The sequence below is a fragment of the Rhodococcus sp. KRD175 genome (genome assembly GCF_017168275.1).
In the GTDB taxonomy this organism is placed as follows: Bacteria; Actinomycetota; Actinomycetes; order Mycobacteriales; family Mycobacteriaceae; genus Rhodococcoides; species Rhodococcoides fascians.
Genome location: NZ_JABFAQ010000005.1, coordinates 514617 through 539211, shown reverse-complemented (window position 1 = coordinate 539211; position 24595 = coordinate 514617). Strand labels below are relative to the sequence as shown.

Sequence of the window (24595 nt, the reverse complement as noted above, 5' to 3'; positions counted from 1 at the left end):
CCGACTCGGCGCGCGAACGGACCTCGGGTGCTACTTTTGATGCCCCCGTTGCGCTGTGCGCACATTTGGGGTACCTTTGGACGTTGCGCTGGCTGCCTCCTGTCCACCTCTCGATCGCTGTTACCCGAAAGCACGTTTTCGGGCCGCTGTGATGGGGATTCGGTCTGGTTGCGACCAGCCGAAATTCGCCCCACATATAGCAAACAGATACAGCGGCGGTCGCCATGTCGTGTCAGCTGACAGGTCCTGTCAGTCGACGGAACGGCGCGACCCGCGTGAGGTGCTGGAAGGACGCATCTTGGCAGTCTCTAGCCAGACCAAGGCAGTTGTCGGAACACCGGGAGCCCCGAGGAGGGTTTCGTTCGCGAACATTCGCGAGCCGTTGGAGGTACCCGGTCTCCTCGATGTACAGACGGATTCGTTCGAATGGCTGGTAGGTGCGCAGAGTTGGCGCGACCGTGCCGCCGCCCGCGGAGACAGTGGTGTCTCCGGCGGACTCGAGGACATCCTGACCGAGCTCTCTCCGATCGAGGACTTCTCGGGCTCGATGTCGCTTTCCTTCTCCGACCCACGATTCGACGAGGTCAAGGCCTCGACCGATGAGTGCAAGGACAAGGACATGACGTACGCAGCTCCGCTGTTCGTCACCGCCGAGTTCATCAACAACAACACCGGCGAGATCAAGAGCCAGACGGTCTTCATGGGTGATTTCCCGATGATGACCGACAAGGGCACCTTCATCATCAACGGCACCGAGCGCGTCGTCGTCTCGCAGCTGGTGCGTTCTCCGGGCGTCTACTTCGATCACTCGATCGACAAGACCACCGAGAAGGACCTGCACAGCGTCAAGGTCATCCCCGGCCGCGGTGCTTGGCTCGAGTTCGACGTCGACAAGCGCGACACCGTCGGTGTCCGTATCGACCGCAAGCGTCGCCAACCCGTCACGGTGCTGCTGAAGGCTCTCGGCTGGTCCACCGAGCAGATCACGGAGCGCTTCGGCTTCTCCGAGATCCTCATGGCCACGCTGGAGAAGGACAACACCGCCGGTACCGACGAGGCTCTCCTCGACATCTACCGCAAGCTGCGTCCGGGCGAGCCGCCGACCAAGGAGTCGGCGCAGACCCTGCTGGAGAACCTGTTCTTCAAGGACAAGCGCTACGACCTCGCTCGCGTGGGTCGCTACAAGATCAACAAGAAGCTCGGCCTCAACTCGGGCCAGCCCATCGTGGCGTCGACCCTCACCGAGGAAGACATCGTTGCGACCATCGAGTACCTGGTGCGTCTGCACGCAGGTGAGACCTCGATGACCGCACCCGAGGGCGTCGAGGTTCCCGTCGAGGTCGACGACATCGACCACTTCGGCAACCGTCGTCTGCGTACCGTCGGTGAGCTCATCCAGAACCAGATCCGCGTGGGCCTGTCCCGCATGGAGCGCGTCGTGCGCGAACGTATGACGACTCAGGACGTCGAGGCGATCACGCCGCAGACCCTGATCAACATTCGTCCCGTCGTCGCTGCGATCAAGGAGTTCTTCGGAACCTCCCAGCTCTCGCAGTTCATGGACCAGAACAACCCGCTGTCGGGTCTGACGCACAAGCGTCGCCTGTCGGCACTGGGACCCGGCGGTCTCTCTCGTGAGCGCGCCGGCCTCGAGGTCCGCGACGTGCACCCCTCGCACTACGGCCGCATGTGCCCCATCGAGACCCCGGAAGGCCCGAACATCGGCCTGATCGGATCGCTGTCGGTGTACGCACGCGTCAACCCGTTCGGCTTCATCGAGACCCCGTACCGCAAGGTCGTCGACGGCAAGGTGACCGACGATGTCGATTACCTAACCGCCGACGAGGAAGATCGCCACACGCTCGCGCAGGCGAACTCTCCGGTCGACGATTCGGGTCACTTCATCGAGGACAAGATTCTCGTCCGTCGTAAGGGTGGAGAGGTCGAGTTCGTCTCGTCCGACGACATCGACTACATGGACGTCTCGCCTCGCCAGATGGTGTCCGTCGCCACCGCGATGATTCCGTTCCTCGAGCACGACGATGCAAACCGTGCCCTGATGGGTGCGAACATGCAGCGTCAGGCTGTCCCGCTGGTTCGCAGCGAGGCTCCGATCGTCGGTACCGGTATGGAGTTGCGTGCCGCTGTCGACGCCGGTGACGTCGTCATCACCGAGAAGACCGGTGTCGTCGAAGAGGTCTCCGCCGACTACGTCACGGTCATGGCCGACGACGGATCACGCAAGACCTACCGGATGCGTAAGTTCGCGCGTTCCAACCAGGGCACGTGCGCCAACCAGCGTCCGATCGTGGACGAGGGACAGCGCGTCGAGTCCGGCCAGGTCCTCGCCGACGGCCCCTGCACCGAGAACGGTGAGATGGCACTCGGCAAGAACCTGCTGCTGGCGATCATGCCGTGGGAGGGCCACAACTACGAGGACGCGATCATCCTGTCGCAGCGCCTCGTGGAAGAGGACGTTCTCACCTCGATTCACATCGAGGAGCACGAGATCGACGCTCGCGACACCAAGCTCGGTGCCGAAGAGATCACTCGCGACATCCCGAACGTCTCCGACGAGGTCCTCGCAGACCTCGACGAGCGCGGCATCATCCGTATCGGTGCCGAGGTTCGTGACGGCGACGTGCTGGTCGGAAAGGTCACGCCGAAGGGCGAGACCGAGCTGACCCCCGAGGAGCGCCTGCTGCGCGCCATCTTCGGTGAGAAGGCTCGCGAAGTTCGCGACACCTCGCTCAAGGTTCCGCACGGCGAGAACGGAAAGGTCATCGGCATCCGCGTCTTCTCGCGCGACGACGACGACGATCTGCCTCCCGGCGTCAACGAGCTGGTCCGCGTCTACGTGGCTCAGAAGCGCAAGATCCAGGACGGCGACAAGCTCGCCGGCCGTCACGGCAACAAGGGCGTCATCGGCAAGATCCTCCCGCAGGAGGACATGCCGTTCCTGCCCGACGGCACCCCGATCGACATCATCCTCAACACCCACGGTGTTCCGCGTCGTATGAACATCGGTCAGGTCCTCGAAACCCACCTGGGTTGGATCGGCAAGACCGGTTGGAACGTGCAGATCGCCGCGGACGGCAGCAAGCCCGATTGGGCCGAGCGTCTGCCCGAGGAGATGCTGGCGGCTCCGGCCGACAGCAACATCGCCACCCCGGTGTTCGACGGTGCCAAGGAGAATCAGCTCGCCGGCCTGCTGGAGAGCACAATTCCCAACCGCGACGGCGAGCAGATGGTCGGATCCGACGGAAAGGCCACGTTGTTCGACGGCCGCTCCGGCGAGCCGTTCCCGTACCCGGTGTCGGTGGGCTACATGTACATCATCAAGCTGCACCACTTGGTCGACGACAAGATCCACGCTCGTTCGACCGGGCCGTACTCGATGATCACGCAGCAGCCCCTCGGTGGTAAGGCCCAGTTCGGTGGACAGCGCTTCGGTGAGATGGAGTGCTGGGCCATGCAGGCCTACGGTGCCGCGTACACGCTGCAGGAGCTTCTCACCATCAAGTCGGACGACGTTGTCGGCCGCGTGAAGGTGTACGAGGCGATCGTCAAGGGCGAGAACATTCCCGAGCCCGGTATCCCCGAGTCCTTCAAGGTGCTCCTCAAAGAGCTCCAGTCGCTGTGCCTCAACGTGGAGGTGCTGTCCTCGGACGGCGCTGCCATCACGATGGCCGACGGTGACGACGAAGACCTCGAGCGTGCCGCAGCCAACCTGGGAATCAACCTCTCCCGCAACGAAGCTGCCACGGTCGACGACCTCGCTCAGTAGTTCCGTGGTCTCCGGGCCTGCGTCACTGCAGGCCCGGAGGCGTTTCTCTCATTTGCTCTTCCAGCACAACACCCATAACGGGGAAAGGAAGTTACGTGCTCGACGTCAACTTCTTCGATGAACTTCGCATTGGCCTTGCCACTGCGGACGACATCCGTCAGTGGTCCTACGGCGAGGTCAAGAAGCCGGAGACCATCAACTACCGCACGCTCAAGCCCGAGAAGGACGGCCTCTTCTGCGAGAAGATCTTCGGCCCCACTCGGGACTGGGAGTGCTACTGCGGCAAGTACAAGCGCGTCCGCTTCAAGGGCATCATCTGTGAGCGCTGTGGCGTCGAGGTCACTCGCGCCAAGGTTCGTCGTGAGCGCATGGGCCACATCGAACTGGCCGCTCCGGTCACGCACATCTGGTACTTCAAGGGTGTGCCGTCGCGTCTGGGCTACCTGCTCGACCTGGCTCCGAAGGATCTCGAGAAGATCATCTACTTCGCTGCCTACGTCATCACCACGGTCGACGACGAGCTCCGTCACAACGAGCTCTCGACGCTCGAGGCCGAGATGGAGGTCGAGAAGAAGGCCGTCGCAGATCAGCGCGACGCCGATCTCGAGGCTCGTGCGCAGAAGCTCGAAGCCGACATCGCAGAGCTCGAAGCCGAGGGTGCCAAGTCCGACGTGCGTCGCAAGGTCAAGGACGGCGGCGAGCGCGAGATGCGTCAGCTCCGTGACCGCGCGCAGCGTGAGCTCGATCGTCTCGAAGAGATCTGGACCACGTTCACCAAGCTCGCTCCCAAGCAGCTCATCGTCGACGAGCTCATCTACCGCGAGCTCATCGACCGGTACGGCGAGTACTTCACCGGTGCCATGGGTGCCGAGTCCATCCAGAAGCTCATGCAGACCTTCGACATCGACGCCGAGGCGGAATCTCTTCGCGAGACCATCCGTAGTGGCAAGGGTCAGAAGAAACTGCGCGCGCTCAAGCGTCTGAAGGTCGTCGCTGCGTTCCAGGCCGGCCGTAACTCGCCGATGGGCATGGTTCTCGACGCTGTCCCGGTCATCCCACCGGAGCTTCGTCCGATGGTGCAGCTCGACGGTGGCCGTTTCGCGACGTCCGACCTCAACGACCTGTACCGCCGCGTCATCAACCGCAACAACCGCCTCAAGCGTCTGATCGATCTCGGTGCTCCCGAGATCATCGTCAACAACGAGAAGCGGATGCTGCAGGAGTCGGTCGACGCCCTGTTCGACAACGGCCGTCGTGGACGTCCGGTCACCGGACCGGGTAACCGCCCGCTGAAGTCGCTCTCCGACTTGCTCAAGGGCAAGCAGGGACGATTCCGTCAGAACCTCCTCGGCAAGCGCGTCGACTACTCGGGCCGTTCGGTCATCGTCGTCGGCCCGCAGCTCAAGCTGCACCAGTGCGGTCTGCCCAAGCTGATGGCTCTCGAGCTGTTCAAGCCGTTCGTGATGAAGCGTCTGGTGGATCTGAACCACGCGCAGAACATCAAGTCGGCCAAGCGCATGGTCGAGCGTCAGCGTCCGCAGGTGTGGGACGTTCTCGAAGAGGTCATCGCCGAGCACCCCGTGCTGCTGAACCGTGCACCCACCCTGCACCGGTTGGGCATCCAGGCGTTCGAGCCGCAGCTCGTCGAGGGCAAGGCCATCCAGCTGCACCCGCTCGTGTGTGAGGCGTTCAACGCCGACTTCGACGGTGACCAGATGGCTGTCCACCTCCCGCTGTCCGCCGAGGCTCAGGCCGAGGCACGCGTGCTGATGCTGTCGTCGAACAACATCCTCTCGCCGGCATCCGGCCGTCCTCTCGCCATGCCGCGTCTGGACATGGTGACGGGTCTGTACCACCTGACACGTCTCGATGCCGGTGCTGTCGGCGAGCGCGTCGACGCGTCGACCGATCAGGCCGAGTTCGGGGCGTACTCCTCCCCGGCCGAGGCTCAGATGGCCGTCGATCGTGGATCGCTGACCGTGCAGTCGCAGATTCGGGTTCGTCTCACCACGCAGCGCCCGCCGCGTGACATCGAGAACGAGCTGTTCCCCGAGGGCTGGAACCGCGGCGATGCATGGACCGCGGAGACGACTCTGGGACGCGTGCTCTTCAACGAGCTGCTTCCGGCGGACTACCCGTTCGTCAACGAGCAGATGCCGAAGAAGCGTCAGTCGACCATCATCAACGATCTCGCCGAGCGTTACCCGATGATCGTCGTCGCACAGACCGTCGACAAGCTCAAGGACGCAGGCTTCTACTGGGCCACGCGTTCGGGTGTGACCATCTCGATCTCCGACGTCCTCGTGCCGCCGGAGAAGCCGCAGATCATGGAGACCTTCGAGGCTCAGGCCGATCAGATCGAGAAGAAGTACCAGCGTGGCGCACTCGACAAGGTCGAGCGCAACTCCGCACTGGTCAAGATCTGGCAGGACGCGACCGAGCAGGTCGGTAAGGCCATGGAGGCCCACTTCCCCGACGACAACCCGATCCCGATGATCGTGAAGTCCGGCGCAGCCGGAAACATGACTCAGGTTCGCTCGCTCGCCGGCATGAAGGGCTTGGTGACGAACCCGAAGGGTGAGTTCATCCCGCGTCCGATCAAGTCTTCCTTCAAGGAAGGCCTGACGGTCCTCGAGTACTTCATCAACACGCACGGTGCTCGTAAGGGTCTGGCCGACACGGCGCTTCGTACCGCCGACTCGGGCTACCTGACGCGTCGTCTGGTCGACGTCTCGCAGGACGTCATCGTTCGGGAAACCGACTGTGGCACCGAGCGCGGCATCGTCACGACGATCGCCGAGAAGACCGCCGACGGCAAGATGATCCGCGACGCTCACGTCGAGACCAGCACGTACGCCCGCACGTTGGCGAACGATGCTGTAGACGAGAACGGGACGGTCATCGTCGCTCGTGGACACGATCTCGGTGACCCGGCCATCGACGCGCTGCTCGCTGCGGGCATCACGTCGGTCAAGGTTCGCTCGGTGCTCACCTGCACCACCGGCACCGGCGTCTGCGCCACCTGCTATGGCCGTTCGATGGCCACCGGCAAGCTGGTCGACATCGGTGAGGCCGTCGGTATCGTTGCCGCACAGTCCATCGGTGAGCCCGGAACCCAGCTGACCATGCGTACCTTCCACCAGGGTGGTGTCGCCGGAGATGACATCACCGGTGGTCTGCCTCGCGTGCAGGAGCTGTTCGAGGCACGTGTTCCGAAGGGCAAGGCTCCGATCGCGGACGTGTCGGGACGCATCCAGCTCGAGGACGGCGATCGTTTCTACAAGATCACCATCGTCCCGGACGACGGCGGCGAAGAGGTTGTCTACGACAAGCTCTCCAAGCGTCAGCGTCTGCGCGTCTTCAAGCACGACGACGGCACCGAGCGCCTCTTGGCGGACGGTGACCACGTCGAGGTCGGCCAGCAGCTCATGGAAGGTGCTGCCGATCCGCACGAGGTTCTGCGTGTGATGGGTCCTCGCCAGGTTCAGATCCACTTGGTCAACGAGGTCCAGGAGGTGTACCGGTCGCAGGGTGTGTCGATTCACGACAAGCACATCGAGACGATCGTGCGCCAGATGCTCCGTCGCGTGACGATCATCGACAGCGGCTCCACCGAATTCCTGCCCGGTTCACTCACCGAGCGCAGCGAATTCGAGTCGAGCAACCGTCGCGTCGTCTCCGAGGGCGGCGAGCCCGCAGCCGGACGTCCGGTCCTGATGGGTATCACCAAGGCGTCGCTGGCCACCGACTCGTGGCTGTCGGCAGCGTCCTTCCAGGAGACCACTCGTGTGCTCACCGATGCGGCGATCAACTGCCGTAGCGACAAGCTCATAGGTCTCAAGGAGAACGTCATCATCGGTAAGCTCATCCCGGCTGGTACCGGCATCAACCGGTACCGGAACATCACGGTGCAGCCGACCGAAGAGGCGCGTGCCGCGGCATACGCGGTGCCGTCGTACGACGATCAGTACTACAGCCCGGACGGCTTCGGCCAGGGAACCGGCGCTGCAGTGCCGCTCGACGACTACGGTTTCTCCAACGAATACCGCTAGAGCGACTTCGTCGCACGTGCATAGAAATTCGTAGCCCGCTACGCACGAATTTCCGCTCACGACGACAGAGCCCGCAGACAAAGCCCCGCATCGACTTCGGTCGGTGCGGGGCTTTGTTGTATCCGGTAGTGAGGTTGTATCCGGGCAGCGGTGAGTTTTCCGCGGCACTCGGGTCGGTACCGGTATGACCGAGCAAACACCCAGCACCATCGTGAACATCGGCGTGGCCATGTTCACCGTCGCCGATCAGGACGCAGCCCTCGATTTCTACTCCCGCGTTCTCGGGTTCGAGATTCGCGGTGATCTGCGCTTCGGTCCCGAGAGTGAATACCGGTGGTTGGAAGTGGCCCCGCCGGGTTCGACGGCGCGGCTCGCCCTCAACCCGCCGATGGGAGGTACGCCCGGTGGCGGGTCCATCGGTGTCGAGACAGCTGACGTCGCGGCCGAGCACAAGCGGCTCAGCGCTCTCGGCGGCGTCGATCTCGACGACTTCATGGAAGAGGTGGACGGCGTGCCGCCGATGTTCGCCTTGCGAGATCCCGACGGCAATTCGATCTGGGTCGTCCAGACCTGATCCGGGCAGCCGACGACCTACGCGCGCTGCGATCGCGCCGCCGCTGCAACACTGACGAATGCCGGCGCCGCAAAGGTGAACAGCAGCAACTGCGCCGATCGCAGCGTCGACGGTTCCCCGAGGTTCACCAGGACACCCGCCAGAGCTGCTCCGAAGGCGTTGGCGATCAGCTGAACAGTGTTGATGGCGGCTGAGGCTCGTGCGCCTTCGCCGGGTTCGGCAACGGAGGTCATGGCACCGACGGCCAAGTGTGGCCACGCGATTCCGATTCCGACGCCCGCGACGAGCAGACCCACTACCCACGTGGTGATGGAACCGGGACCTGCTTGGTCGGCGAGACACGTTGCCACGATGCACAATCCGGCGGCGACGAGGATCGGGCCTGCGATGACGATGCGTCGCACGACGCGTGGAGCGGTGGCCGATGCGCTCGGTATCTCGCCGAGGGTCCACCCGAGCGCCAGTGCGGCTCCGAGGAATCCGGCGGCCAGCGGTGCCAATCCGGCGAGACGTTGGCCGAACAGTGGGATGAAGGTCTCCACCGTGGACGCGACGGCGAGGACGACGATGGTCAGGTATATCCATTTCAGCGCGGACGCGCCGAAGGTCGACGGGGGGAGTACGCCGTGCGCTGCGCGACGGTCGGCGGCCACGAAGGCGATCAGCAGCAGTACTCCTCCCAGGACCATTGCCGCGGTGATCGCGAGGTTGGAGACCACGCCGGCGATGCTCACCAGCAAGGCAGCCGTGGTGAGCAGGGTCAGCGACAGTGTCGGTACCGGGCTGGGTTCGGTGGCCTCAGCGGTGTGGGCGGGCAGTGCTCGCGGGACGAGGGCAGCCATGGCCAGAGCTGCGAGAACGAGCACACCGAAGGCCATTCGCCAGGCTCCGAATTGCGCGAAGATGCCGCCGACGGCCGGTCCGGCGAACGTTCCCACACCCCACATGGCCGAGACCAGAGCCGCACCTCGCGTCCAGAGATGTTGCGGCAGTGCGGCATTGATGACGGCGTAGCCGAGTCCGGCCAGTAGGCCACCTCCTGCGCCCTGAATTGTGCGCCCCACCAGTAAGAGTTCCATCGTGGGGCTGACGGCACACACGACGGTGCCGAGAGCGAAGACCGTCAGGCCGATCAGGTAGGCACCGCGAGGTCCGCGGGCGGCCAGAACTTTGCTGACCAGCATCGACGAGATGACGGACGCAACTAGGAAAACCGTTGCAGTCCAGGCGTAGTAGCGCTGGCCGCCGATCTCGTCGATGGCCGTGGGGAGCAGGCTGGTCGTCAGGTAGACGTTCGTGGCGTACAGCGCGACGCCGCCGGCGAGAACGGTAGCGGTGCCGAGGTAGCGAGCGCCGAGCAGCTGTCGCCAGGTTCCGGTCGTGGATTGGGTGGGGGAGTGCATGGTGTTTAAGGCTAGGATCTCAAGTGCGCTTGAGATCAACTCGTCGTGTCGGCTGGGAGGCAGCATGATCCGTATCAGTGACGAACTGTTGTCTATCGGGGAGGTCGCGGCCAGAACCGGTGCCGCAGTGTCCGCGGTCCGGTATTACGGGACTCTCGGGCTCGTTCCCGCCGAGCGGACGGCGGGCAACGTCCGAAAGTTTCCCCGTCACGCGATTCGGCGGATCTCGCTGATTCAGGTGGCGGTGCGGTTCGGAATACCGCTTGCCGAGGTGGCCGAGGTCTTTGCGTCCCTACCGTCGGGGCGCACCCCGAACAAGCGTGACTGGGCCAAGATTTCGGTTGCATGGAACCAGCGGTTGGAGGATCGGAAGCAGTCGATTGCGCGGATGCAGGAGCAACTCACCGGCTGCATCGGCTGCGGATGTCTCTCCCTCAACAAATGCAGTCTGCTCAATCCAGGCGACGAGCTGGGCAAGGCGGGCCCCGGGGCGCGGCTCATCTGACGCGTGCGTCGGCGGTGTCGGGTCTTGTGGGTGGCCGGCTATGGCTGGTCGATGAACGTGTACAGCTCGGTGATCAGGTCGTCTTTCACGACGACGAAGTCCTGGCCCGAGACTACGGCAGGGGCGTCGGGCGGCGACAGTGCCCAGGAAATTCGGGCGACGTTGCCCAGGGCGGTGGGCTCGGCAGTGACGGCGAATGTCAGACCCTCGGAGGGCCCGACCAGCGCTCGAACAGCCTCGATGACCGGCTCTCTCCCGGTGGCGGTGTTCTCGGCGTCGTAGAACACCGCGTCCGGGTGATACATGGACTCGATGAGTTCGCGTCGTTTCGCGTCGTCGTTCGTGTTGAATACTTCGACGACGTTGCGGCGTGCCAGCTCTGCGGGAGTGCTGCGATCCATGGTGTGCCCCTAGGGTTGGTGGTCGGGGTTCGGTGCGCCGGTGCCCCCGGACCCAGCATCGCAGAAAGTACGTGACATGTCACCCAGTAACCCCGAAAGCACTCCGTGGTTGACGCCCACCGAGGAATCGGCGTGGCGCGCCTACATGGGTTTGTCGCTGCAGATGACGTTCGAGATGAACCGGCAGCTGACCGAGGAGCACGGTCTGTCCCTCGCCGACTATTCGGTGCTGGTCGCACTGGCGGACAGTCCCGACGGTCGTCGCCGGGTGACCGAACTGGCCGCCGAAATCGGCTGGGAGCGCAGCAGGGCCTCCCATCACCTCGCGCGGATGTCCGCGCGAGGGCTCACCGATCGCGCTGTCTCGACTACCGACGGACGGGCCACGGATGCAGTCCTCACCGGTGCAGGGAGGGCTGCTCTGGACGCATCGGCGGCGGGGCACGTCGACGTCGTGCGTCGCCTGTTCTTCGACGCACTCGCACCCGAGGACGTCGCCACCCTCGAACCGCTTCTCACTCGTCTGCGAGACCACGTGCGAGCCAACGGGACACTGCCGCGGCCGCAGTGAGACACCTCCACCTCGGATGACGACCGGGCGTTCATCCGTGGTGACACACGGCCTCGAGGTCGATGCCGTTGAGGTCCCGCACGAAGGATCCGTAGTAGGTCGCGTGGTATTCCGGCTGTAGTCCTGGAGGCCGGAGTTCGGTCGCGCCCGCCGACAGTGCTGCCGCGTGGAATGCGTCGACTGTGGTGCGGTCCGGTGCGCTGAACGCGAGATGGGTGTGGGGGCCGATCGCCGACCCCGGCGCGTTGACGATCCAGAAGAAGGGCTTCACCTGCGCCCAGCCGAATGCGACCATGGCGAGTTGGTTCGCTTCGGGTGTGTGCGGCACGCGCATGATCTCGGTGATGCCGAGCGGTGCCAGAGCGGCACCGTAGAACTCGGCACTGGCGGCGAGGTCGGCGACGCCGATATTGAGGTGGTCGATCTGGGATCCTGTGCGGTCGATGTTCGTCATGCCCTGACGATTCCCGAGATCGCGGACGGTTACGGTCCTGAATCGAATGGATCTACCGTGTTCATTTCTGCGTCGAATCGATGACGGATGTAGTTTGCCCGGGCACGAGAGTCTCGGGCAATGGTGAACCGAGGTAGCGACGTCAGGATCGGTCGCGACATTTCTCTGCGGGCCGGGGCCACACGTCGACAGTTTCTGACGTGGAGTGCGTTGGTGGGGGCGCTGGGCTTCACGCCCGAGCTTGCGAGGACATCCGCGACTGCAGGTGCGCAGTCGGTGATCACCCCCGACTATCCCTTCCGTCTCGGTGTTGCCTCCGGCGATCCGTTGCCCGATTCGGTGGTGCTGTGGACCAGACTCGCCACCGATCCGTTCGCCCCGCTGGGCGGCATGACGCCCGGCGTGGTGCCGGTCCAGTGGCAGATCGCTGCCGATGAAAAGTTCGGTCGTATCGCAGCGCAGGGTATCGAGCTGGCAACCGAATTCGACGGTTGGTCCGTTCACGTCGATGTGCGCGGGCTCGAGCCGGCGCGCGAATACTTCTACCGTTTCCTGGTCGGCCCACATGCGAGTCCCGTCGGTCGCACCAAAACTGCACCCGCACTTGGGCAGCCGCTGAGCACCCTCGATTTCGCCTGGGCTTCGTGCCAGAAATGGGAGGACGGCTACTTCGGTGCGTACCAGGACCTGGCGGCCTCGAATCTCGATGTGGTGTTCTTTCTGGGCGACTACATCTACGAGTACGCGATCAAGAACGAGGGTGCGCGGGCGGGCGAGCCGCGCACCGAGTCGGCGGCCCGAGAAACCATGGTGCTGGCCGATTATCGCGATAGGTACGCCCTGTACAAGGCAGACGAGAATCTGGCTGCGGCACATGCGTCGGCACCGTTCGTCTCGACGTTCGACGACCACGAGGTGGACAACAACTGGGCCTCGCAGATCAGCCAGGACAACGACGATCCACGAGAGTTCCTGCTACGCAGGGCCGATGCGTTCAAGGCGTGGTGGGAGAACACTCCGGTGCGCGCGAACCTGAAGCCCGTCGGCCCGGACATGAAGGTCTATCGCCGGTTCTCGTTCGGTGATCTGGTGGATTTCTCGGTGCTCGACACCCGGCAGTACCGCAGCGATCAGGCTCATGGAGACGGTGAGCACGCGCAGGACGCCGAGACGGCGGATCCGGCGCGCACCATTACCGGTGCGGCACAGGAACAATGGATCCTCGACGGATTCGCGGCGCCGTCGAGGTGGAACTTCCTGGCGCATCAGACCGTCATGTCCGATCTCGCGCAGGGGCAGGGCAACGACCGCAAGGTCGGCATGGATCCGTGGAGCGGCTACGAAGCGTCCCGGCATCGAATTCTCGACGGAGCCAGGGATCGTGGCACGAAGAACGTGGCGTCGATCGTCGGCGACATCCACCGGACGATCGTCTCGGAGTTGCGACGCGACTACCAGGATCAGGTCTCGCCGTTACAGGGAGTCGAGATCGCCACCACGTCCATCGCGTCGGGCAAGGACGGTGCCGACATCGACAAGACCGGTGCTGCGATCGCCGACGGTTCACCCCACGTCAAGTACGGAAATGCCCGTCGCGGCTACCTGCGCAGCACCCTGACACCCACCGAATGGCGTTCGGAGGTAAGGGTTCTCGATGCCGTGTCGACGCCGGGTAAGCCGGTTCGCACGGCCATGACGGTCACCGTTCCCGAGGGGCGGCCGGAGATTCAGCTGGGGTAGCGCCTGGTGCCGCAGGCTCATCCCGTGCCGAATGTTCGGATCATGGACCACACCTCGGGCCCCTCACTCGGTGTGGCGTGGCTCGAAACACGGAACCCGGCCCGCTCGTACAGGCGAACGTTGCGCAGATCCGATGTGTCCAAGGCCAACCCGGAGGCACCACGTTGCTGAGCTTCCTCGACGGCCTTCTCGAGCAGTAGTCCGCCGATCCCGTGCCCTTGCCGATGCGGTCGCACGCCGAGCGTTTCCAGTGTCCATGACCCCGGTGCCGCGTCGCTGGAGGACAGTCGGTCGATCCGATCTCCGTGTAGCTCGATGATCCGCGCGATGGATTCGTCATCGGGCGGAGGGGCATCTGCGGGCAGTAGTGCAGCGACCCCGGCGTAGTCGGCGGTGAGCAATACGATTCCGTGTCGATGCGCATGTTGTAGGTACAGCTGCTGGAGTTCCTGCAGCGTGGCCAAGTAGTCCTCGGCCGGGATCACCCATCGCGTCCATGGGTAGTCGGCAAATGCGTCGCGCAGTGTGTCGGCCGCTGTTGTCAGATCGTGGTTTTCGGCGAGTCGGGTGGCGGGATGGTGCATGGGTAAACCTCTGGAAAGACGGCTCAGCGCCCGTCGGCGATGATCTGTGCGACGTTGCGTTCGGCGAGTGCGGTGATGGTCAGTGATGGGTTGGCGGCACCGGTGCTGCCCGGGATCAGGGCACCGTCGACGACGTAGAGCCCGGGGTGGCCCTTGACGCGACCGTAATCGTCGGTGGCGTCGCCGAGTACTGCGCCGCCCAGGGGGTGCGCGGTGAAGGTGTCGTCGACATCGCGGGTGAACGGTTCGGCGGCGACGATGGTGCCGCCGGCCTGCGCCATTCGATTCTGCACGGCGCGTAGGGCTTCGACGGTGTCGCGGCTGCCACCCTTGGGCCAGTTGAGGGTCAATCTGTTTGCGGCGGAATCGAATCCGAAGTTTCCGCGCAACGGGTCGATGGTCATACCGAGTGAGCCGAGGAAGCCCATGTTCACGGGAACGCCTGGGGTGTACCAGTTCTCGACGGTCAGGGGCAGTCCGGAGTCGTCGACGATGCGGGATGCGCAGGGTGCAGCCTGAGGGCCGGCAGACATCGGTCCGAGGGATCTCGTCATCGAGGCGTCGCCGTTGGTGCCCCAGCCGGTGCCGACGAATTCGTTGAGGTTCGACAATGCGCCGGTGGTGCGTGCACGCATCAACAGTTCGGTGGTACCGATGGATCCGGCCCCGAGGACGAGGGTGTTGCACGTGAGTGTCCGGGTCTCGACGATGTTGCCGAACGGGTCGAGGCGTTCGATGTCGACGCGATAGCGGCCGCCGGATTCGCTGCCGATCGCTGCGACGCGGTGGCTGTGGCACACCGTTGCGTTACCGGTGGCTTCGGCTTGGGGGATGTAGTTCTGGGTCAGGTCGTGCTTGGCACCGTTGGAGTTACCGAAAGTGCTTTCCCCGACGGTCGCGGACGGCCGGGAGCGGCCGGCGATCTCGTCGCGCACGACGTTCCAGTTCCAGTTGCCGTCGACTGCTTCGGGGCGGAAGCCTGCACGGCGGGCGTGATCGTCCCAGGTTCGTGAGTGAGCGAAGTTGGGGCTGTTGTAGACGTCCTCGGGCATCGCCGACGGCCGGAGCATGGAACGGGCCTTGGGATACCAGGTGGCTGCCATCTCGTCGTAGTTCAGGCGTCCGCCGAACGAGAGGTCGAAGAATTTCTTGTTCGGTGCGATGGTGACGCCGGTGTAGACCACGGAGCCGCCGCCGACGGCTGCGCCGCGCCAGACCGAGAGGTTCTCGTAGCGGGTGGTGTCGAGGACGCCGCCGAAGAGGTCGACCGGTCCGACAGGGAGACCGGTGATGTTGGTGAACGAGGTCTGCTGCCACAGTCCGCGGCCGTCGGCCGTCATGTCCGCCGTGAAGATTTCGCGCCAGGGGTCGCGCGGCCAGCGCAGTCCGCGCTCGAGAACGGTCACCGCGGTGCCGGCCTGGGCCATGCGTAGGGCGGCGGCGCTGGCTCCGAAGCCGGAACCGATGACGATGACGGGCGAGTGGTCCGGTGGCCGGGGAGGGTCGGCGAACAGTTCGGGTACCAACGACCGGATTCGGTCTGCTCCGATCGGCAGAGCGCCGGCGACGGAGGATCCGGGCAGTCCGGTCGAACTCAGGACCGGGGCTGCAGCGGCGCCGAGCATTCCGGCAGCGGCCAACCGCAACAGTTGCCTTCTATTCACGGCAGTACTTCCCCCTCGGACACCTCGCGGACAGCGCTCCCGATTCTGTCGTGTTTGCGACAAGAAAGCCAACGGTCCGGTCGTATTTCGGGACGGCTCCCAGCTCGGCCTCAGGTTTGCCTGCCAGACTCCGCTCATGGTGTCGGCATCGGTGGCTGTATTACTGCTCGTCGTAGCGGTCACGGGGGTCGTCGCGCACCTGTTCGACGGACGTAGGCAGCCGATGGCGGTCGCTGCGGCTTTGGCACATGTCCTCATGCTCGCGGCTGTGCCCGGAACTGTGTTGGCAGGTGTGGCCTTCGGTGGGTGGGGGCTGGCGGCAGGATCGGCGGTCTCTGCCGCGGCGGTCGCGACCCAGTTCCGGCTCCGCTACCGCCGCGTCGCCCGGAGGCCGAGCGAGTCGGACCTGACGGTGTTGCACGCCAACATCTGGCTGGGCCAGGCTGATCCGGATGCGTTGATCGCGCTCGTCGAACACCATCGGCCGGACGTGCTCACTCTCGTCGAGCTGACGCCCGAGGCAGATGCGAGTCTTCGACCCAGGCTGTCCGAGCTGTTACCGCACGCCCACGTCAGCGCTGGACCCGGAGGGAACGGAACCGGCATCTACAGCCGATTCCCACTCGCCGACGAGCAGCGGCACGACGGCTTCGTGACGGAACTGCTGTCGGCTCGGGTACAGATGCCGGGTCGGCCGCTGGTGTTCGCGGTGCATCCTGTTCCGCCGTGGCCGCGGGAGCCGTCCGAATGGGTCCGTGAGCTCGGGCTGCTTCGGCAGCTGCTGGCCAAGATCCCCGCCGACGACGGACCCGTCGTGGTGGCCGGGGACTTCAACGCCACGCAGGACCACCGGCGCTACCGCGACCTGCAGGACGGCCGATTCGTCGACGCCGCGGTGGCCACGGGAGCCGGCATGCTCAGGACGTATCCGGCGCACACCTGGCACCCGCCGGTCATTGCCATCGACCATGTTCTGGTGGCAGACATGGGAGTTCGGTCGGTCGAGGCCGTGACCGTCCCCGGCTCCGACCACCGCGGCATCCTGGCGCGATTGGCTTTCTTACCGAACCAGGGCTTTCCGAGCTAGGGCTGGGCCGGCAACTGCTGCAGCGACCACTTGTTGCCGTCGGGGTCCGCGAAGTACACGAATGTTCCCCAGCCCTCGTCCTTCGGCTCCTCGACGGTCAGGCCCAAAGCGGTGAGGTGGTCGTAGGCCTCCTGGGCACTGTCGACGACCATCAGAATGCCTGCGCCGGCACCGGGTTCGGCGTCGGTGATGCCCTCGCCGATGGCGATGGAGCACGCCGATCCCGGGGGAGTGAGTTGGACGTACCGAATGCCTTCCCATGGGCGTGCGTCGTGGTCGGCATCGAACCCGATCGAGGTGTAGAACTCCTTGGCGCGGTCGACGTCGGTGACAGGGACGGTGATGAGTTCGATCTTCATGGTGAGAGTCATGAAGCAATGATGAGCCCCATTGCGGACATATTCGGTCCGCGATGAACTGGTCGTTCCGAGAAATATGCCCGACGCATCGCCGGTTGCAGCTGATGTGTTCTTCTCACTGCTCGACCGATCCCGCACGAGGGCAGGCGTCGACGACGCCGCAGCGCTCCGTCACACCGTCGAACGCGGCGTGCACGCCGAAAAGCTCGGGCTGCACCGGTTCTGGGTGGCCGAGCATCATGCGGTACCCGGCATCGCTTCGGGCGCGCCTGCGGTTCTCGCAGCGGCGGTGGCGTCGCAGACCTCGCGCATTCGCGTCGGATCCGGCGGGGTGATGCTGCCGAACCATCAACCGCTGATCGTGGCCGAGCAGTTTCTGATGCTGGAGTCGCTGTTTCCGGGTCGGGTAGACCTGGGCGTCGGGCGGTCGCTCGGGTTCACCGAGCCGGTGCGCGCCGCGCTGCGTCGAGACCGCGACGCTCCCGATACTTTCGAGGCCGACATCGCCGAACTGCGGTCGTATCTCGACGGGTCCGGTCCTGTGACCGCGCGGCCGGCAGCCGCGCCGCCGCCGATGTTCGTGCTCGCGACCGGTGCCGGTCTCGAGGTCGCCGCCCGCGCCGGGCTGCCGGTGGTCGTCGGTGGTCCTGTATTGCGCGGGGACGACCCATTGGCGCTGTATCGCAAGCACTTTCGGCCGAGTTCGCAACTGTCGGAGCCGTACGTGATCGTCTCGCTCGATGTGACGATCGCCGCGTACACAGCAGACGCGCGCCGTCTCGCACTCCCGGAGGCATGGGCGATGGCGCGATCGCGGCGCGAGGGCGAATTTCCGTCGCTCGAACCCGCATCGTCGATCGACGAATCGCGGTGGACGCCGCGAACCCGAGATCGGATCGAATCCTCTTTGGATGCAACCATCCTCGGCACGGCCGAGCAGGTCCGGCCCCGGCTCGACGAGCTGATCCAGCGCACCGGAGCGGACGAGGTCATGGCCTCCACGTCGACGTTCGACCGGGCCGAACTGTTCGCCGCGGACGCCGCTTTCGCTCAGCTCTCCGCCGCTGTTTCTTGAACCGGAGCTGTGGGCTGGGCCGGTGCCGTATCGGCCAGCGCGGCAACCAGATCGCGTTGAATGTCGGTGGCCGGCACGGTCGCGTCGACCACTGCCGAGACGGGTAGTCGCAGCCGACGGTCGGCCTCGGTGCGAAAGACGAGGCCGGTTTTGGGTGTGCTCTCGGCCGTGCTGGCGTAGAGGATCGACCAGCATTGCGGGTGGTTGAGCAGTTCGGCGCTCGCGGTGTGATCGGACGCCACCGGCGGGCCGAAGGTCAGTGGAAGCCCACTGCGTTTCATCTCGCGTTCGATGACGCGGTGCAACAGGATCTGCTCGCTTCGTTTGGGTAGCAGCAGTGGGTATTCGGCGAGTTGGCTCAGGCTCGGGTTGGGTTCCCCGGCCAGGGGATGGCCCTCTGCGAGGACGACGACGAGGTCCTCGGTCCACAGTTCGGTGACGTGCAGACCGGAGCGTTCGACGCTGCCGCGGATCAGTGCCACCTGGCAGTCACCCGACGTCACCGCTTCGATCTGTTCTGCGAATTGTTTGAGGACGAAGTCGATCTCGGCGTCGGGATGGCGTTCGCGTACCGCGACGATTGCCGAGATGGCGTTCGCGGCGAACGTCATGTTTCCGGTGAGGCGGAGTTGGTTTCGACGCCTGGTCGTCAGCGCCAACGCTGCCTGTTCGAGCTCCACCATGTGGCGGGCGATGGACACCAATTGTGCTCCGACGACGGTCAATCGGACTGTGCGTGAGGTGCGCTCGAACAGCGGCTCACCGATCTCGCGTTCGAGCTTGGAGATCTGCAGACTGATCGCCGATTGCGAGACGTAGCACCGCTCGGCGGCACGGGAGAAGTTGAGTTCTTCCCCGACCGCGAGGAAGTACTTCAGTTGCCGCAGCTCCACGGCGACCTCCATTCATGAGTTCTGCTCATGGATGCTATTTCAACTTTCGCGTTGATAGCGCAGGAACGGCGGAGTTTCATGGAGGTAGTTCTGCGATCTACAAGAAATGTGTGCTCGGAAAGGGAAGTGCTGTGAAAACGTACGACGTCGTCATCGTGGGTTCGGGATTCGGAGCGTTGGCCGCGGCCAAGGCTCTGGGCAAGGCCGGTGTGACGTTCTCTCTGATCTCCAGCACCACCGAGCACCTGTTCCAGCCGCTCCTCTACCAGGCAGCAACCGGGATGATCTCGACGGGCGAGATCGCCCCGCCGATCCGGCGCATTCTCGCGCAGTACGACTCCGCCGACGTGCGTCTGGGCCGAGTGGTCGACGTCGATCCCGAAAGCCATCAGGTCACCTACGTCGGTGGCGGCGAACGCCACACCATCGGTTTCGGTCGCCTGATCGTCGCCACCGGAGCCACTCAGGCCTACTTCGGCCGCGACGAGTTCAAGGACCGCACCTTCGCGCTCAAGACAGTCGACGACGCAATCGCCCTGCGTGAGCAGATTCTGAGCTGCTACGAAAAGGCGCACCAGACCACCGATCTCGACGTACGCAAGGAACTGCTCAGCTTCGTGGTCGTCGGTGCAGGCGCGACCGGCGTCGAACTGGCCGGCCAGATCAGGGATCTCGCGCACCGGTACTTCGCCGGCTCGTTCCCCGATATCGGACCCGACGACGTCACGGTCACCCTCGTCGACGGTGTGAAAGAAGTACTCCCCGCTTTCGGCGGCAAGCTCAGTGCCTATGCCCGCACCAAGCTGGAGAAGTCGGGCGTCGACGTCGTCACCGGCGCCATGGTGACCGATATCGCCGACGACGTCGTGACTGTGCAGGACGTCGACTCGAAGACCTCGCGCACCTACCCGGCCAAGACCGTGATCTGGTCGGCCGGCGTTCAGGCCAGTGAGCTGGCGGCGACGATCGCCGATCGCACCGGGTGCGAGACCGATCGGGCCGGTCGGTTGCTCGTGCACGACGACCTCACCGTCGGTACCGCGAAGGACATCTACGCGATCGGCGACGTGACCTCGCTGCACAAGCTGCCGGGACAGTCGCCGGTCGCGATGCAGCAGGGCCGCCACGTAGCCAAGACGATCATCGGGAAGGTCGACGCAGGAACGCCGTTCAAGTATGTCGACAAGGGCAGCATGTCGATCGTGGGCCGATTCAGTGCGGTGGCTCGACTGTTCGGCAAGGTCGACATGTCCGGACCGATCGCTTGGTTGATGTGGCTCGCGGTGCACCTGATGTACCTGGTGGGCTTCCGCAATCGTTACGTTGCAGTGGTGTCGTGGATGACGTCGTACATCGGCGACAAGCGACCGCACTTCCAGTACACCGACAAATCCGGGTCGATGCTCGAACTAGCCGACGAGACATCGGACGACGAGACAGCGGACAACGAGGAACGTTCGGCGGCCTAGGATTCGGATAGGGCTAGCTGCTCACCAGACCGTTGCGGTAGGCCCAGATCACCACGTGCACTCGGGTGCTGACCTCGAGTTTGCGGCAGATGTTGCCGATGTGGGTCTTGACCGTACTCTGCTCGAGTCGCAGTGATCGGGCGATCTCGCTGTTGCCCAGCCCTGTCGCGAGCAATTGCACCACCTCCATCTCCCGGAGACTCAGGTCGTGTTGTGGGGCAGTGCTTCTCGCCGATCGCTGTGGTGCCCCGCGTCGCGCGAACTCCGCCATCAACCGCGGGGTGACGCGCGGCGACAGGGCCGCTCCGCCGGCGGCGACGGTCGTCACGGCGTCGATGAGCTCGTCCGGATCTGCGTCTTTGAGCAGAAATCCGGATGCACCGCTGTCGAGTGCGGCGAACACGTACTCGTCGAGATCGAAGGTGGTGACGACGATGACGCGAACATCGTCGAATCGCGCCAGGATTTCCCGTGTCGCGGTGAGTCCGTCGCCGTTCGGCATCCGAATGTCCATCAGTACGACGTCGGGCTGCAGCGCCGAGACCTGTTGAACGGCATGACGTCCCGACGAGGCGTGTCCGACGACCTCGATGGTGGAGTTGCCGGCCAGGAACAGCTCGAATCCCTGCCGAACCACGGGTTGATCATCGACGATCAGTACTCTGATCATGCCGTTACCCCGTCGGGACGCGAGATCTTGCCGTCGACCGGTAGTTGCGCGCGCACCACCCAGCCTCTGCCGTCGGCGAGCTCGTTCGGCCCGGCCTCCAGCGTCCCGCCGAACAGGGCTGTTCGCTCTCGCATCCCGGGAATGCCGAATCCCTGACCCGAGGAATCGTCATGACCGGAGGTGGGGGAGGCAATCGTGTTGGAAACGGTCACCTCGACATTCGAGGCTCCAGTGCTGACCTGGACCCGCGCGGTGCAACCGGGCGCGTGGCGTCGAGCATTGGACAGTGACTCCTGCACGATGCGAAAGCACGTCAACTGCACCGCGCTGTCCATGCGGGCTGCGTCGCCGGTGACCTCGAAGTCGATGGAGGCGAACGACATTCGAGACTGTTCGACGAGGTCGGTGATATCGGAGATCATGGGCTGTGGTGCGCCGCCGTCATTGTCGGTCGGGCGCAGGATGCCGACAATTTGGCGGAGACTGTCGAGGGTGCGTTGACCGTGTCCGATTGCGCCGGTGAGCAGTTCGCGTGCCTGCTCGGGGTCGCTCGTGATGAGAGTCTTCGAAGCCTTGGCCTGGATGAGCATACCGGTGAGGTGATGGGCTGCGACGTCGTGCAATTCGCGCGCCATGGTGCGCCGCTCGTTGTCCAGAGCTGACTCCAGGCGTTCCCGGTGCGCCGATTCGGCCCGCCCCAGTGCCGCCTCGCTCTCCAGTTCCTGGGCCCGGCCACGTGCGATGTATTTACCCAGCGCGATGAGCACCGTGTAGTTGATGGCCAGGTTGGCGATCTGTTCGGCCACCACTCCGACGGCACCGCCAGGTCCGGCTGCGGCGTCGGGAAAGGACAGGCGTGTATCGACGCTGACCAGGATCTCCAGTATCAATCCTGCGCCGAGGGGAACGAAGAGTCGAGGGCCGCTCACGCGAATTGCCAACGCGGCGATGGCGAACCAGTACAGGGGAGTGAAACCCAAAGTGCGCTCGGGTAATACGAGGATGAGTGCCACGCTGATCGCGACCACAGCCGAGTACGAGAAGACAGGGTAGGTCCGGCGGACGCAGGTCGCCGCTGTCATCGCCAGTACTGCGACGACACTTACCGTGATCAGGGCCGGGCTCTCGACGAGTTCGTCTCTGGTGTCGCCGACCATGCCCGTCGAGAGTTGGAATGTGGCGTAGACGACGGTGGCCAGCAGCATCTCGACGGGCAGAACCACCGGATTACGCGGCCGCCAGGAAGGGCGGAACGTGTTCGGTATCCGGGACCTGCCCATCATCAGCGTCGACTCCGTTCTCCTGCAGTATCTTTCGAGCGCCCAGGGCTCTTGGTTCCCAGCACCCACAGCGGTCCGGTGACGAACCAGAAGAACGTGATGACGCCGAGCGGTTGCACCACTGTTTTCAACGCTGCTGCCTGCTCCGAGTCTGCCACGGTGGCCGCCAGCACGTAGGTGATAGCCAGTGCTATTGCGGCAGCGCACAGCCATTTCACGAATCCTCGGATCTCGTTGCGGTAGGCCTGCGGTCCGGTCTTGGCTGGCGTGGACGGTGCCGGTCCTCCCGCAAACCGGTGGGCGAAGCGCACGTCCAGCCAGGCCACAGTGGAGTGTGCGAACACCAGGGTCCAACCGAGGTAGATACCGGCGAGACGGTGAGCGAACTCGACCTCCCCACCGCGATGCAAGTCGACGGCGACGGCAGCGACGAGGACGAGATCGAGGACCGGAAGCAGAGCCAGCACGACGGTGCTGGCTCGCCGCATCCTAGCCAGGTAGCGCAAGCACAGGCCGCCGAGGACCAGTACCCAGAAACCGACTTCGCAGACGGCGATGGTGAGCAGAATTGGATTGTCCATGGGCCGATCTCACGCGAGTCGACTCTGATGCGGTATCCCGCCGAGGCGTCGTAGCTGGTGATTCCTACCGACGTACGACGCGGCAGTCCACCGAAAGTCGTAGTAGGCCGCGCTACTGTGGAAATTACGCATACGGGACACGAAAAGGGAGTCGACGATGGCAGGCAAGAAGATCGACAGAGTCCATGCACAGTCCGCGCTGGAAACGGTTCGCGAGAATCCCGGTATTGCATTGATTGCCGCCGCACCTGCATTGGTGGTGCTCGCGGTGGTGTGGTGGCTTCTCGGGTTTCCCGCCGCGCTGATTCTTCTGATCGCCGCAGGCGGTGCCGGTTACCTGTATCTCCGGAACCGTTAGTCGGGTCTACGCGCCGTCGGAATCGGCGCGGGGGATGCAGAATTCGGTGATCGTGGCGGTACTTGCTGCCAGCTCGGCCCAGCTGCATTCGGTGGTCAGCACAGCGATCGCCGAGGTGGGAAAGCGGTGTCGCACTTCGCGGGCCACGTCGGTGTCGTCGTCGACGGCCAGTTCGAGTGCCGTCCACGGAATTCCGGGCTCGTGCCCGACGACCAACAGTGTCGAGACGGTCACGTCGTCGAAGTAGGTGTCCGCCAGTTTGATCTCGTCGATGATTTCGTCGGCCGAACCACCGTAGATGTCTCGCTCGAAGCGGGTGGGTGCGTCGCCGAGGCCGGTGGCGGCCAAGGTCTCGCGAGTCCGCAGAGCCGTCGAGCACAACACGGCGTCGACGGAGCCGACGTGCTCGGTGATCCAGGCTCCCGCCAGTCCTGCTTCCCGTTGGCCGCGTGGAGCCAGTGGCCGCTCGTGGTCGGGCACGCCGTCGGGGTAGCCGGATTTTCCGTGCCGCATCAGCACGAGGGTCCTAGTGGTCGCCATGCCGTCCACCGTAAACGGTCAGGGCAACCTCGTCGGGAACGACGTTCACCGGCTCGGGGAAAACGAACTTCCGCATTGCCCACCACCGGAAGGCGGTGGCGAGCAGGGTGCCGACGATGGATCCGCTGACGAAGTCCGCGATGTTCTCGGTGATGAAAGACACGTTGGGAGCGCGCAGATCCAGCACGTAACTCGAGACCCAGAGCGGCAATTGGTTGATGGCCAGACCGGTCCCGGCGACGGCGAAGAACAGCGCTGCTTCGTGATGGCGACCTCGTCCGCCGCGGGCAGTGAACGACCATTCCCGGTTGAGAACGTACGACACGATCGTCGCGATCAGCACAGCCAGAACGTTGGCTGTCACCGGCTTGTCCTGCAGGATCGTCCACTTCAAGCCGAAGAACAGCACGACGGTGACGACGAAGGTAATTGCTCCGACGATCAGGAACTTCAGCGCCTCGGCGTGCCTGACGAGGGGCGCGAGCCAACGCTCGGGAACGTGGTCGGTGAGGCGGTCGGACACATGCATCCCATCGACGTTACCTCGA

The 24595-nt window shown here is 64.5% G+C and carries 22 protein-coding genes; 10 read left to right on the top strand and 12 right to left on the bottom strand.

Annotated elements, in window-relative coordinates:
* The first annotated feature begins 280 nt into the window (after window positions 1-280).
* From rpoB to J1M81_RS10645, 3 genes are all read left to right on the top strand, one after another.
* Complete coding sequence (rpoB, locus tag J1M81_RS10655) at window positions 281-3787, top strand: DNA-directed RNA polymerase subunit beta (RefSeq protein WP_027498214.1); 3507 nt, start codon at window positions 281-283, stop codon at window positions 3785-3787.
* 95 nt (window positions 3788-3882) lie between these two features.
* On the top strand, window positions 3883-7839 hold the full coding sequence (locus J1M81_RS10650; protein ID WP_027498213.1) for a DNA-directed RNA polymerase subunit beta': 3957 nt from the start codon (window positions 3883-3885) through the stop codon (window positions 7837-7839).
* A gap of 184 nt (window positions 7840-8023) precedes the next feature.
* Window positions 8024-8413, top strand: a complete 390-nt coding sequence (locus J1M81_RS10645; RefSeq protein WP_045840689.1) for a VOC family protein — start codon at window positions 8024-8026, stop codon at window positions 8411-8413.
* Window positions 8414-8430: 17 nt separating this feature from the next.
* Here the strand turns inward: J1M81_RS10645 and J1M81_RS10640 are convergent, their stop codons facing one another.
* Window positions 8431-9816, bottom strand: coding sequence for an MFS transporter (locus tag J1M81_RS10640; RefSeq protein ID WP_032375381.1), 1386 nt, complete (start codon window positions 9814-9816; stop codon window positions 8431-8433).
* A 67-nt stretch (window positions 9817-9883) separates the two neighbouring features.
* Between J1M81_RS10640 and soxR the strand changes: the two genes are divergently transcribed.
* The gene (gene soxR, locus J1M81_RS10635; RefSeq protein WP_206498063.1) at window positions 9884-10321 is read left to right on the top strand and encodes a redox-sensitive transcriptional activator SoxR; all 438 of its coding nucleotides are present in this window, start codon (window positions 9884-9886) and stop codon (window positions 10319-10321) included.
* 38 nt (window positions 10322-10359) lie between these two features.
* Here soxR and J1M81_RS10630 read toward each other — a convergent pair whose 3' ends face one another.
* The gene (locus J1M81_RS10630) at window positions 10360-10722 is read right to left on the bottom strand and encodes a nuclear transport factor 2 family protein (RefSeq protein WP_206498027.1); all 363 of its coding nucleotides are present in this window, start codon (window positions 10720-10722) and stop codon (window positions 10360-10362) included.
* 76 nt (window positions 10723-10798) lie between these two features.
* On the opposite strand from J1M81_RS10630, the gene J1M81_RS10625 reads away from it, so the two are divergent.
* On the top strand, window positions 10799-11293 hold the full coding sequence (locus tag J1M81_RS10625) for a MarR family winged helix-turn-helix transcriptional regulator (RefSeq protein ID WP_241257840.1): 495 nt from the start codon (window positions 10799-10801) through the stop codon (window positions 11291-11293).
* 31 nt (window positions 11294-11324) lie between these two features.
* Here the strand turns inward: J1M81_RS10625 and J1M81_RS10620 are convergent, their stop codons facing one another.
* Window positions 11325-11747 (bottom strand): VOC family protein, encoded by a 423-nt coding sequence (locus J1M81_RS10620; protein ID WP_032375384.1) that lies wholly within the window; start codon window positions 11745-11747, stop codon window positions 11325-11327.
* Window positions 11748-11867: 120 nt separating this feature from the next.
* Here J1M81_RS10620 and J1M81_RS10615 point away from each other — a divergent pair, with 120 nt between their 5' ends.
* Window positions 11868-13487: an alkaline phosphatase gene (locus tag J1M81_RS10615; protein WP_048316147.1), complete on the top strand. Its 1620-nt coding sequence runs from the start codon at window positions 11868-11870 to the stop codon at window positions 13485-13487.
* Between the two features lie 17 nt (window positions 13488-13504).
* On the opposite strand, the gene J1M81_RS10610 is transcribed toward J1M81_RS10615, so the two are convergent.
* Window positions 13505-14071 (bottom strand): N-acetyltransferase, encoded by a 567-nt coding sequence (locus J1M81_RS10610; RefSeq protein WP_063216094.1) that lies wholly within the window; start codon window positions 14069-14071, stop codon window positions 13505-13507.
* 23 nt (window positions 14072-14094) lie between these two features.
* The gene (locus tag J1M81_RS10605) at window positions 14095-15735 is read right to left on the bottom strand and encodes a GMC oxidoreductase (protein WP_063216092.1); all 1641 of its coding nucleotides are present in this window, start codon (window positions 15733-15735) and stop codon (window positions 14095-14097) included.
* Window positions 15736-15871: 136 nt separating this feature from the next.
* Here J1M81_RS10605 and J1M81_RS10600 point away from each other — a divergent pair, with 136 nt between their 5' ends.
* Window positions 15872-16822, top strand: coding sequence for an endonuclease/exonuclease/phosphatase family protein (locus J1M81_RS10600; RefSeq protein WP_063216090.1), 951 nt, complete (start codon window positions 15872-15874; stop codon window positions 16820-16822).
* Here the strand turns inward: J1M81_RS10600 and J1M81_RS10595 are convergent.
* Window positions 16819-17193 carry a VOC family protein gene (locus J1M81_RS10595; RefSeq protein ID WP_063216088.1) on the bottom strand — a complete coding sequence of 125 codons (375 nt, stop codon included), beginning with the start codon at window positions 17191-17193 and terminating at the stop codon, window positions 16819-16821. The genes J1M81_RS10600 and J1M81_RS10595 overlap by 4 nt on opposite strands.
* Before the next feature lie 64 nt (window positions 17194-17257).
* Here J1M81_RS10595 and J1M81_RS10590 point away from each other — a divergent pair, with 64 nt between their 5' ends.
* Window positions 17258-18256: an MsnO8 family LLM class oxidoreductase gene (locus J1M81_RS10590; protein ID WP_063216087.1), complete on the top strand. Its 999-nt coding sequence runs from the start codon at window positions 17258-17260 to the stop codon at window positions 18254-18256.
* Here J1M81_RS10590 and J1M81_RS10585 read toward each other — a convergent pair.
* The gene (locus J1M81_RS10585; RefSeq protein ID WP_206498026.1) at window positions 18232-19149 is read right to left on the bottom strand and encodes a LysR substrate-binding domain-containing protein; all 918 of its coding nucleotides are present in this window, start codon (window positions 19147-19149) and stop codon (window positions 18232-18234) included. The genes J1M81_RS10590 and J1M81_RS10585 overlap by 25 nt on opposite strands.
* 131 nt (window positions 19150-19280) lie before the next feature.
* Here J1M81_RS10585 and J1M81_RS10580 point away from each other — a divergent pair, with 131 nt between their 5' ends.
* A complete protein-coding gene (locus J1M81_RS10580; protein WP_063216831.1) occupies window positions 19281-20618 on the top strand; it encodes an NAD(P)/FAD-dependent oxidoreductase in 1338 nt (445 codons plus the stop codon).
* Window positions 20619-20631: 13 nt separating this feature from the next.
* Here J1M81_RS10580 and J1M81_RS10575 read toward each other — a convergent pair whose 3' ends face one another.
* The 3 genes from J1M81_RS10575 to J1M81_RS10565 are packed head-to-tail and all read right to left on the bottom strand — an operon-like array spanning window position 20632 to window position 23149.
* On the bottom strand, window positions 20632-21288 hold the full coding sequence (locus J1M81_RS10575; RefSeq protein ID WP_032365291.1) for a response regulator transcription factor: 657 nt from the start codon (window positions 21286-21288) through the stop codon (window positions 20632-20634).
* A complete protein-coding gene (locus tag J1M81_RS10570; protein ID WP_082832168.1) occupies window positions 21285-22571 on the bottom strand; it encodes a sensor histidine kinase in 1287 nt (428 codons plus the stop codon). Before J1M81_RS10570 ends, J1M81_RS10575 begins: the two co-directional genes overlap by 4 nt.
* Window positions 22571-23149, bottom strand: a complete 579-nt coding sequence (locus J1M81_RS10565) for a hypothetical protein (RefSeq protein WP_063216083.1) — start codon at window positions 23147-23149, stop codon at window positions 22571-22573. The genes J1M81_RS10570 and J1M81_RS10565 overlap by 1 nt, the downstream gene beginning before the upstream one ends.
* Window positions 23150-23306: 157 nt before the next feature.
* On the opposite strand from J1M81_RS10565, the gene J1M81_RS10560 reads away from it, so the two are divergent.
* Complete coding sequence (locus J1M81_RS10560) at window positions 23307-23507, top strand: membrane protein (RefSeq protein ID WP_027498199.1); 201 nt, start codon at window positions 23307-23309, stop codon at window positions 23505-23507.
* A 6-nt stretch (window positions 23508-23513) separates the two neighbouring features.
* On the opposite strand, the gene J1M81_RS10555 is transcribed toward J1M81_RS10560, so the two are convergent.
* Together J1M81_RS10555 and J1M81_RS10550 are read right to left on the bottom strand one after the other, a co-directional pair.
* Entirely contained in the window at window positions 23514-24047 is a 534-nt protein-coding gene (locus J1M81_RS10555; protein ID WP_032390682.1) for a histidine phosphatase family protein, read from the bottom strand.
* Window positions 24034-24576, bottom strand: coding sequence for a GtrA family protein (locus tag J1M81_RS10550; RefSeq protein WP_063216081.1), 543 nt, complete (start codon window positions 24574-24576; stop codon window positions 24034-24036). The genes J1M81_RS10555 and J1M81_RS10550 overlap by 14 nt, the downstream gene beginning before the upstream one ends.
* Window positions 24577-24595 lie beyond the last annotated feature (19 nt).

Coding starts and splice junctions, on each gene's coding strand:
- J1M81_RS10645 (WP_045840689.1), top strand. CDS start 8,024: ATGACCGAGCAAACACCCAGCACCATCGTGAACATCGGCGTGGCCATG.
- J1M81_RS10640 (WP_032375381.1), bottom strand. CDS start 9,816: ATGCACTCCCCCACCCAATCCACGACCGGAACCTGGCGACAGCTGCTC.
- J1M81_RS10630 (WP_206498027.1), bottom strand. CDS start 10,722: ATGGATCGCAGCACTCCCGCAGAGCTGGCACGCCGCAACGTCGTCGAA.
- J1M81_RS10625 (WP_241257840.1), top strand. CDS start 10,799: ATGTCACCCAGTAACCCCGAAAGCACTCCGTGGTTGACGCCCACCGAG.
- J1M81_RS10620 (WP_032375384.1), bottom strand. CDS start 11,747: ATGACGAACATCGACCGCACAGGATCCCAGATCGACCACCTCAATATC.
- J1M81_RS10615 (WP_048316147.1), top strand. CDS start 11,868: ATGGTGAACCGAGGTAGCGACGTCAGGATCGGTCGCGACATTTCTCTG.
- J1M81_RS10610 (WP_063216094.1), bottom strand. CDS start 14,071: ATGCACCATCCCGCCACCCGACTCGCCGAAAACCACGATCTGACAACA.
- J1M81_RS10600 (WP_063216090.1), top strand. CDS start 15,872: ATGGTGTCGGCATCGGTGGCTGTATTACTGCTCGTCGTAGCGGTCACG.
- J1M81_RS10595 (WP_063216088.1), bottom strand. CDS start 17,193: ATGACTCTCACCATGAAGATCGAACTCATCACCGTCCCTGTCACCGAC.
- J1M81_RS10590 (WP_063216087.1), top strand. CDS start 17,258: ATGCCCGACGCATCGCCGGTTGCAGCTGATGTGTTCTTCTCACTGCTC.
- J1M81_RS10575 (WP_032365291.1), bottom strand. CDS start 21,288: ATGATCAGAGTACTGATCGTCGATGATCAACCCGTGGTTCGGCAGGGA.
- J1M81_RS10570 (WP_082832168.1), bottom strand. CDS start 22,571: ATGATGGGCAGGTCCCGGATACCGAACACGTTCCGCCCTTCCTGGCGG.
- J1M81_RS10565 (WP_063216083.1), bottom strand. CDS start 23,149: ATGGACAATCCAATTCTGCTCACCATCGCCGTCTGCGAAGTCGGTTTC.
- J1M81_RS10560 (WP_027498199.1), top strand. CDS start 23,307: ATGGCAGGCAAGAAGATCGACAGAGTCCATGCACAGTCCGCGCTGGAA.
- J1M81_RS10555 (WP_032390682.1), bottom strand. CDS start 24,047: ATGGCGACCACTAGGACCCTCGTGCTGATGCGGCACGGAAAATCCGGC.
- J1M81_RS10550 (WP_063216081.1), bottom strand. CDS start 24,576: ATGCATGTGTCCGACCGCCTCACCGACCACGTTCCCGAGCGTTGGCTC.